This is a genomic window from Amycolatopsis rhizosphaerae (assembly GCF_007713715.1).
In the GTDB taxonomy this organism is placed as follows: Bacteria; Actinomycetota; Actinomycetes; order Mycobacteriales; family Pseudonocardiaceae; genus Amycolatopsis_E; species Amycolatopsis_E rhizosphaerae.
Map to the genome: position 1 here is coordinate 1 of NZ_VJWX01000433.1, position 6,042 is coordinate 6,042.

At 71.3% G+C, this 6,042-nt stretch carries 6 protein-coding genes and 1 pseudogene; 2 read left to right on the forward strand and 5 right to left on the reverse strand.

Annotated elements, in window-relative coordinates; genetic code table 11:
• Positions 1-97: 97 nt before the first annotated feature.
• Positions 98-871: an alpha/beta fold hydrolase gene (locus FNH05_RS29680; protein WP_144592158.1), complete on the reverse strand. Its 774-nt coding sequence runs from the start codon at positions 869-871 to the stop codon at positions 98-100.
• A gap of 67 nt (positions 872-938) precedes the next feature.
• Between FNH05_RS29680 and FNH05_RS29685 the strand changes: the two genes are divergently transcribed.
• Together FNH05_RS29685 and FNH05_RS29690 are read left to right on the forward strand one after the other, a co-directional pair.
• Entirely contained in the window at positions 939-1,253 is a 315-nt protein-coding gene (locus FNH05_RS29685) for an antibiotic biosynthesis monooxygenase family protein (RefSeq protein WP_144592159.1), read from the forward strand.
• A complete protein-coding gene (locus tag FNH05_RS29690; RefSeq protein ID WP_144592160.1) occupies positions 1,250-2,074 on the forward strand; it encodes an SIR2 family NAD-dependent protein deacylase in 825 nt (274 codons plus the stop codon). Before FNH05_RS29685 ends, FNH05_RS29690 begins: the two co-directional genes overlap by 4 nt.
• Here the strand turns inward: FNH05_RS29690 and FNH05_RS29695 are convergent.
• The 4 genes and pseudogenes from FNH05_RS29695 to FNH05_RS29710 all read right to left on the reverse strand — a co-directional run.
• Entirely contained in the window at positions 2,061-2,975 is a 915-nt protein-coding gene (locus tag FNH05_RS29695) for an endonuclease/exonuclease/phosphatase family protein (RefSeq protein WP_144592161.1), read from the reverse strand. The two genes, FNH05_RS29690 and FNH05_RS29695, sit on opposite strands and share 14 nt — an antisense overlap.
• Positions 2,976-3,383: 408 nt before the next feature.
• Positions 3,384-3,641, reverse strand: a complete 258-nt coding sequence (locus FNH05_RS29700) for a S8 family serine peptidase (RefSeq protein ID WP_144592162.1) — start codon at positions 3,639-3,641, stop codon at positions 3,384-3,386.
• 72 nt (positions 3,642-3,713) lie between these two features.
• The gene (locus FNH05_RS29705) at positions 3,714-5,615 is read right to left on the reverse strand and encodes an Hsp70 family protein (RefSeq protein WP_144592163.1); all 1,902 of its coding nucleotides are present in this window, start codon (positions 5,613-5,615) and stop codon (positions 3,714-3,716) included.
• 134 nt (positions 5,616-5,749) lie between these two features.
• A pseudogene (locus tag FNH05_RS29710) lies at positions 5,750-6,042 on the reverse strand (NDP-hexose 4-ketoreductase); the annotation flags it as partial.

Here is a 6,042-nt window from a genome sequence, read left to right on the forward strand (position 1 = left end):
ACCCAGCCCTGGCCGGGCGAGCCGTGAAGGGACCCTTCACGGTCGAATCGACTGTGAAGGGACCCTTCACGGCCCACGGCCGACCGGTGTCGGCGCCTCAGCGGCCGAGTACGGCGGAGAGGAAGGCCTCGACGGCGCCGCGGTACTCCGACGGGGCGTCCCGGTGCACCACGTGCCCGGCGCCGGCCACCACCACGTGCCGCCCGTCGGGTACGCGTGCGGCCAGTTCGGCCTGCTGCCCGGCCGGCATCGCGGTGTGCTCCGCCTCGATCACGAGCAGCGGGCACTTCACCGCGTCCACCAGTGACCAGTAGTCGCGGCGGCCCCATTCGGCCGCGATCTCGTACAGATCGCGCAGATCGGCCAGCAGGTGGTAGCCGTCCTCCCGCTCGGCCACGCACTCGACGAAGTAGTCGCCGATGGTGCCGAAGAACTCCTTCACGTGCGCGAGCGACTGGAAGGGCACCGGCCAGGACTCGAAGTATCCCCGCCAGGTCTCCACCGTGCGGCCCCGCTGATCCGGGGCCATGTCCTCGACCACCACGGCCCGCACCAGCCCGGGGTGGGTCGCGGCCACGGCCCAGGCGTGCAGGCCGCCCATCGAATGCCCGATCAGCACCGCGGGTTCGTCGAAGCGCCGCAGAAGCGACGCGGTGTCCTCGACGAACTGCTCCGTGGTCCACGGTCCGCCCCGCGGGCCGTGCCCGTGCCCCCTGGCGTCGAGTCCGACCACGTGACCGTAGGCGGTCAGCCAGCGCGCCACCGGCCACCAGGTGCGGGCACGCCCCATCAGTCCGTGCAGCAGCACGATCGGCGGGCCTTCGCCACCGAAGTCGACGACGCCGGGACGGGTGAGCGGCGAGTTCCCCATTCCGGCAGCCTCGCACACCCGCTCGCGGGGAGGCCAGCGGCCGGGCGCGGTGGGTACCCTGACCCACATGGCAGTCGTGAAGATCAACGCAATCGAGGTGCCCGAGGGCGCCGGACCCGAACTGGAGAAGCGGTTCGCCCACCGGCTGCACGCGGTGGACAAGCAGCCCGGCTTCCTCGGTTTCGAACTGCTTCGCCCGGTCTCCGGGGAGAACCGCTACTTCGTGTACACGAAGTGGGAGACCGAGGAGCATTTCCAGGCCTGGGCCAAGGGGCCGTCTCGCGAAGCGCACGCCGGTGAGCGCGCCAAGCCGGTGGCCAGCGGTGCCAGCCTGCTGGAGTTCGAAGTCGTCCCGCTGGACGAGATCGCCAAGGAAGCATGAGCCGGGCCGTCCTGGAGCGGGCGGCCAAGTTGATCGCCGGTGCCGACGCGCTGCTGGTGTGCGCCGGCGCCGGTATGGGCGTGGATTCCGGGCTGCCCGACTTCCGCGGGGATGCCGGATTCTGGCGCGCCTACCCACCGTATGCGCGGCTCGGCCTGCGCTTCGCCGAGCTGGCCGACCCTCGCCACTTCGCCGAGGATCCCGGGCTGGCCTGGGGTTTCTACGGCCACCGCCTCCGGTTGTACCGGGAAACCGTGCCCCACGAGGGCTTCGCGCTGCTGCGACGCTGGGGCGAGGCCACCCCCGGCGGCATCGCGGTTTTCACCTCCAATGTGGACGGTCAGTTCCAGAAGGCGGGTTTCGGGCTGGTCGCCGAGGTGCACGGATCGATCCACCACCTGCAGTGCACCGTGCCCTGCGGGCCCGCCATCTGGCCCGCGGGGGAGACCGGCGTGCCCGTCGACGAGGATTCGATGCGGGCGGTCCCGCCCCTGCCTGTCTGTCCCGGCTGCGGCCGCCTGGCCCGGCCCAACATCCTGATGTTCGGCGACCACGACTGGCTCTCCCGTCGCAGTGACGAGCAACTGGGCGCGCTCAACGCCTGGCGGCGGGAGCGCCCGGGCCTGGTCGTGCTCGAACTCGGCGCCGGTACCGCGGTCCCCACCGTCCGCCGCTACAGCGAACTCTCCAGCGCCGCCACCGGTGCGCTGATCCGGATCAACCCCCGTGAGCCGGAGGTCCGCCACGGTCGCGGCCTTTCCCTGGCCTGCGGCGCCCGGGAGGCGCTCTCCGCGATCGACGCGCTGCTCACGGCAGCATGAGTTCGGCGAACACCGCCTTGTGGTCGGACTTCGGCACGTCGAGCACCCGGTAGTCCCGTACGGCCGCCCGCGCGTCCACCAGCACGTGGTCGATGGTGACCGGCGGCGGGAACGGTGAGGACGGCCAGGTGCGGACGAGTCCCGCGCCGCGGCTCTCGCCCGCGTCGGTGTAGCCGGAGTCCAGCAGGGACCGGAAGGTGGCGTGGTCGAGCGTGGAGTTGAAGTCCCCGGCGAGGATCCGCACCGGCCCGCTGCCGGGCGCCCTGGGCAGCCCGCCCATCTCTTGCCGCCAGATCAGGGCCGAGGTCGTTGGCGGCACCGGGTGGACCGCGACGATCTCCACCGCCGTCGTGCCGACCTCGATCCGCGCGCTCGGCTGCTCCATCATCGACGGGCCCGCAAGGGACAGTTCCGTCACCGGGTAGCGCGAGGCGATACCGGAACCGGCGCCGCCCCCCTGCGGTTTGAACACGCGGTACGGCAGCAGGTCGAACAGCCCGGCCCGCTCGAACTCGGTCGCCTCGCGACGCGTCAGCTCCAGCAGGTTGAGCACGTCGACGTGGTTGTCCCGCACCAGCCGCACGATCGTCTGCACATCGGCGTGCCCCAGATACTGGTTCGACGACATCACCCTCAGGGTGGCGCCGTGGACCTGCGGCTGGGCCGACGGGATCACGCGCGGCACCACCACCCCGGCCAGCGCCAGCGCGGCCACGGTGACCACGCCGCCGATCCACCAGTGCCGGAACGCCAGGCTCAGCACGCCCAGCACGAGTCCCGCGGCGGCCCAGTACGGGGTGAGGGCGATCAGCGCGGCGGTGACGCGGTTGCCGTCCAAGCCCAGCAGCCGCAACGCGGCCACGTAGACGAACGCCAGCGCCATGACGAACAGCAGGATCACGCGGACGCTCTTCGGCCTCGCCCCGACCTGCGGCTGAGCCGGTACTGTTTCCGGGCTGTCAGCCGGGTCGGCGATGTGCACAGCCCCGTTGTAGCAGCGAACCGTTACGGCCGCTGTTAACACTGGCCGCCTCCATCGCACCGGTGCCGATGAACAGCGACTGCACCGGGGCCGGCTGCGGGCGACGCCTCCGACTCGCCACGACAACGATGATCAGAACGATGAGCAGCAAGCCGGCCCCGGCGACCAAGGCGCCGACCAACAATCCGCTGCCATGCCGCGCCCCACCGGCCACATTGGTGACGGGTCCCGGAGGAAGGCCTTGCGGTGCCCCACTCGGAGCGGAAGATCCAGCTGCCTCCGGCTTGGCGAGCGGCCCCTGCGCCGGACCGGCCGGGATGTCGGCGGTCAGCGCGGAATACGGTCGGATGATCCCGTAGCCGTAATGCGTGTCGGGCAGGTGAGCGCCTTCGACGGCTTTCGGCACATAGGCCCCGGGTCATAGCCGGGCAGGACGTTCCCCGCCAGATCGGGATGGTTGCCGTCGACGCCGTTGTCGATGACGGCGACGATCACGCCATCGCCCTTGGTGACCGACCAGACCTTGGTGACGTCGAAGTCTTTGATCGCCCACTGAGCGTCCCGCACCTGGTCCGCCGAGGCCATGGCCCTGGTCCGTGCCATCGCCTATTCCCCCCAGTTGATGAAGTCCAGCCCGTTGGTCACCCCCCTGTGAGGTCAGTTCCCGGGTTTGACGTTCTTCCTGAAGAAGTCGACCAGCTCCGCGGACTTCTGCCGCACCCCCGAATCGAGGTTCACCGAAATCAGCATTCCGCAGAGCTTCGGGTCCTCGGTGCCGAAGACGACGAAGCCGCCCAGGCTGCCCACTCCGGCCGCGTACTTGCCCGACAGCCCGTTGCCCGACCAGGTGCCCTCCAGCACCTGACCGGGACTGCCCAGCTCGCTGCTGAGCGCGGACCGCATGGTCGAGTAGGGGATGTCCTGGTAATACGCGACCTTCTTCGTCGCGACCTGGCCTTCGGCGGGCAGCACACAGCTCACCACCACCGCGGCCCCCAGGTCGTCGGCGCCGAGACCGCCGAGGCCGGCGGTGCAGGGCAGGCGCTGCGGAAGTGCCCCGGCCAGCCGCCGCAGGCAGGTCGTGAAGCCCTGCTTGTCCTTCGGGCCGCAGGAACCGCCGCCGTCGGTCCGCGCCACGTCGGTGGACGCGGTGGCCTTCGCGTCCCCGTTCGGCGCCGCGGTGTCCCTCACCCCAGCGGCCGCGGGGGTGTCACCACCGCGGTTGGCCAGGATGAGGGTGGTCACCAGCCCGACGACGAGGACGAGCACCGCCGCTCCGGCAAGCAGCGGTTTCTTCATGCTCTTCCCGCTCTTCGGGACCGGTGCCGGTGGCACGGGCTGGAGAGCGGGCTGCCACGACGGCGGGACGCGCGGGGTCACCGGCGGCATCGCGGGCACCGTGCGGGCCGACGGATCGACGGGCACCGGCGGTACCGCCGGGAACGCCTGGGCCGCCGGGGGAAGCACCAGCGGCTCCGGGCCGGACCGCGGCAACTCCACCGGAACGTGGTGCAGGCCGAAGGCCACCGCCGTTTCCGGCTGGTCCTGGGTGGTGGGCAGCACGCCGAGCTGGTCGGAAAGCAGACTCGCCAGCAGCGGCATCCGGCTCGGCCCGCCCACCAGGTAGATGCCGGTCAGCCGCTGCGGCACGAGCCCGGCGTCCCGGATGGTGGCGGCCAGCAGTTCCGCGCTGCGCAACAGGTTCGGCCGCACGAGCGCCTCGAGTTCGAGGCGGGTCACCAGCACGTCATCGAACGGCTCCGGCATCGGGATCTCGGTGTGCTGGTGCCGGGACAGGGTCTCCTTGGCGTCCCGGACGTCCTGCAGCAGCCCCCGGCGCATCCGGCGATCCGCCAGCGTCTCCGGACGCAGCAGCCGCTGCCACTGCCGCGGATCGGCGTGGGAAATCTGCCTGCCGATGTGCACCAGCAGGGCCTGGTCGATATCGAGGCTGCCCAGGTCCGGCAGGCCGTTGTCGGCGAGCACCGTGAACCCGCGCTGCGTCACCTCCACCACCGCACAGTCGAAGGTGCCCGCCCCCAGGTCGTAGACGGCGAGCGCGTTGCCCGGCGCGAGCGCCTGCGAGCTGATCGACGCGTAGTGCGCGGCCGCCGCCACCGGCTCCGGGATCAGGATCGGCGAAGGCCCGAACCCCGCCTTGATGGCGGCCTGCCGGAGCACGCCCTGACGGGTGCTGCCCCAACGCGCGGGATGCGAGATGCGCACCTGGTCCGGTCGGCCGGACAGCTGCCGCTCGGCCTCCTCCCCGATCCGCCGCAGCACCGCGGCCAGCGCGTCGGCCACCTCGATCACGGCGTCGCCCAGCAGCAGGGTGCCCTCGTCGATCCGCCGCTTCGGGTTCGGCTCGAACCGTGCGGGATCGAGCCGGGCGCGGCGCTCCGCGTCCTGCCCGACCACCAGCGTGCCATCGTCGTTGGCGAACACCGCCGACGACATGGTCACCGATCCGTCGACCTCGATCGCGCGCGGCCCCCGCCCGAACGCGGACAGCACCGCAACGGTGCTCGACGTACCGAAATCAATCCCCAGGATATTCATCCGACCCCCTCCAGAGCGCCCAGAGTCCCACACCGCGCCACGGCCCCACACCCATGGCGGCATGCGCATGCGAACGCCCCCAGGAGCGGGAGGCTCCTGGGGGCGTTCGGCTATGCGCTACACGCGGCGCGGAATCAGTCCGCGTCCGCCTCGCCGGGCTCCTGGCGGGCACCGATCGACACGGGCGGGGCGTTCGGCACCGACAGCGGCTTCGGCTCGCCGCGGAAGGTGAAGTGCGCCTTGTCGTCCTTGTCCTCGGGCTTGCCGCTCCAGCCCTCGACGTCCACGATGATGATCTGACCCGGTTGCACCTCGCCGAACAGAATCTTCTCGGACAGTTGGTCCTCGATCTCCCGCTGGATGGTCCGGCGCAGCGGACGGGCACCGAGCACCGGGTCGAAACCGCGCTTGGCCAGCAACGCCTTCG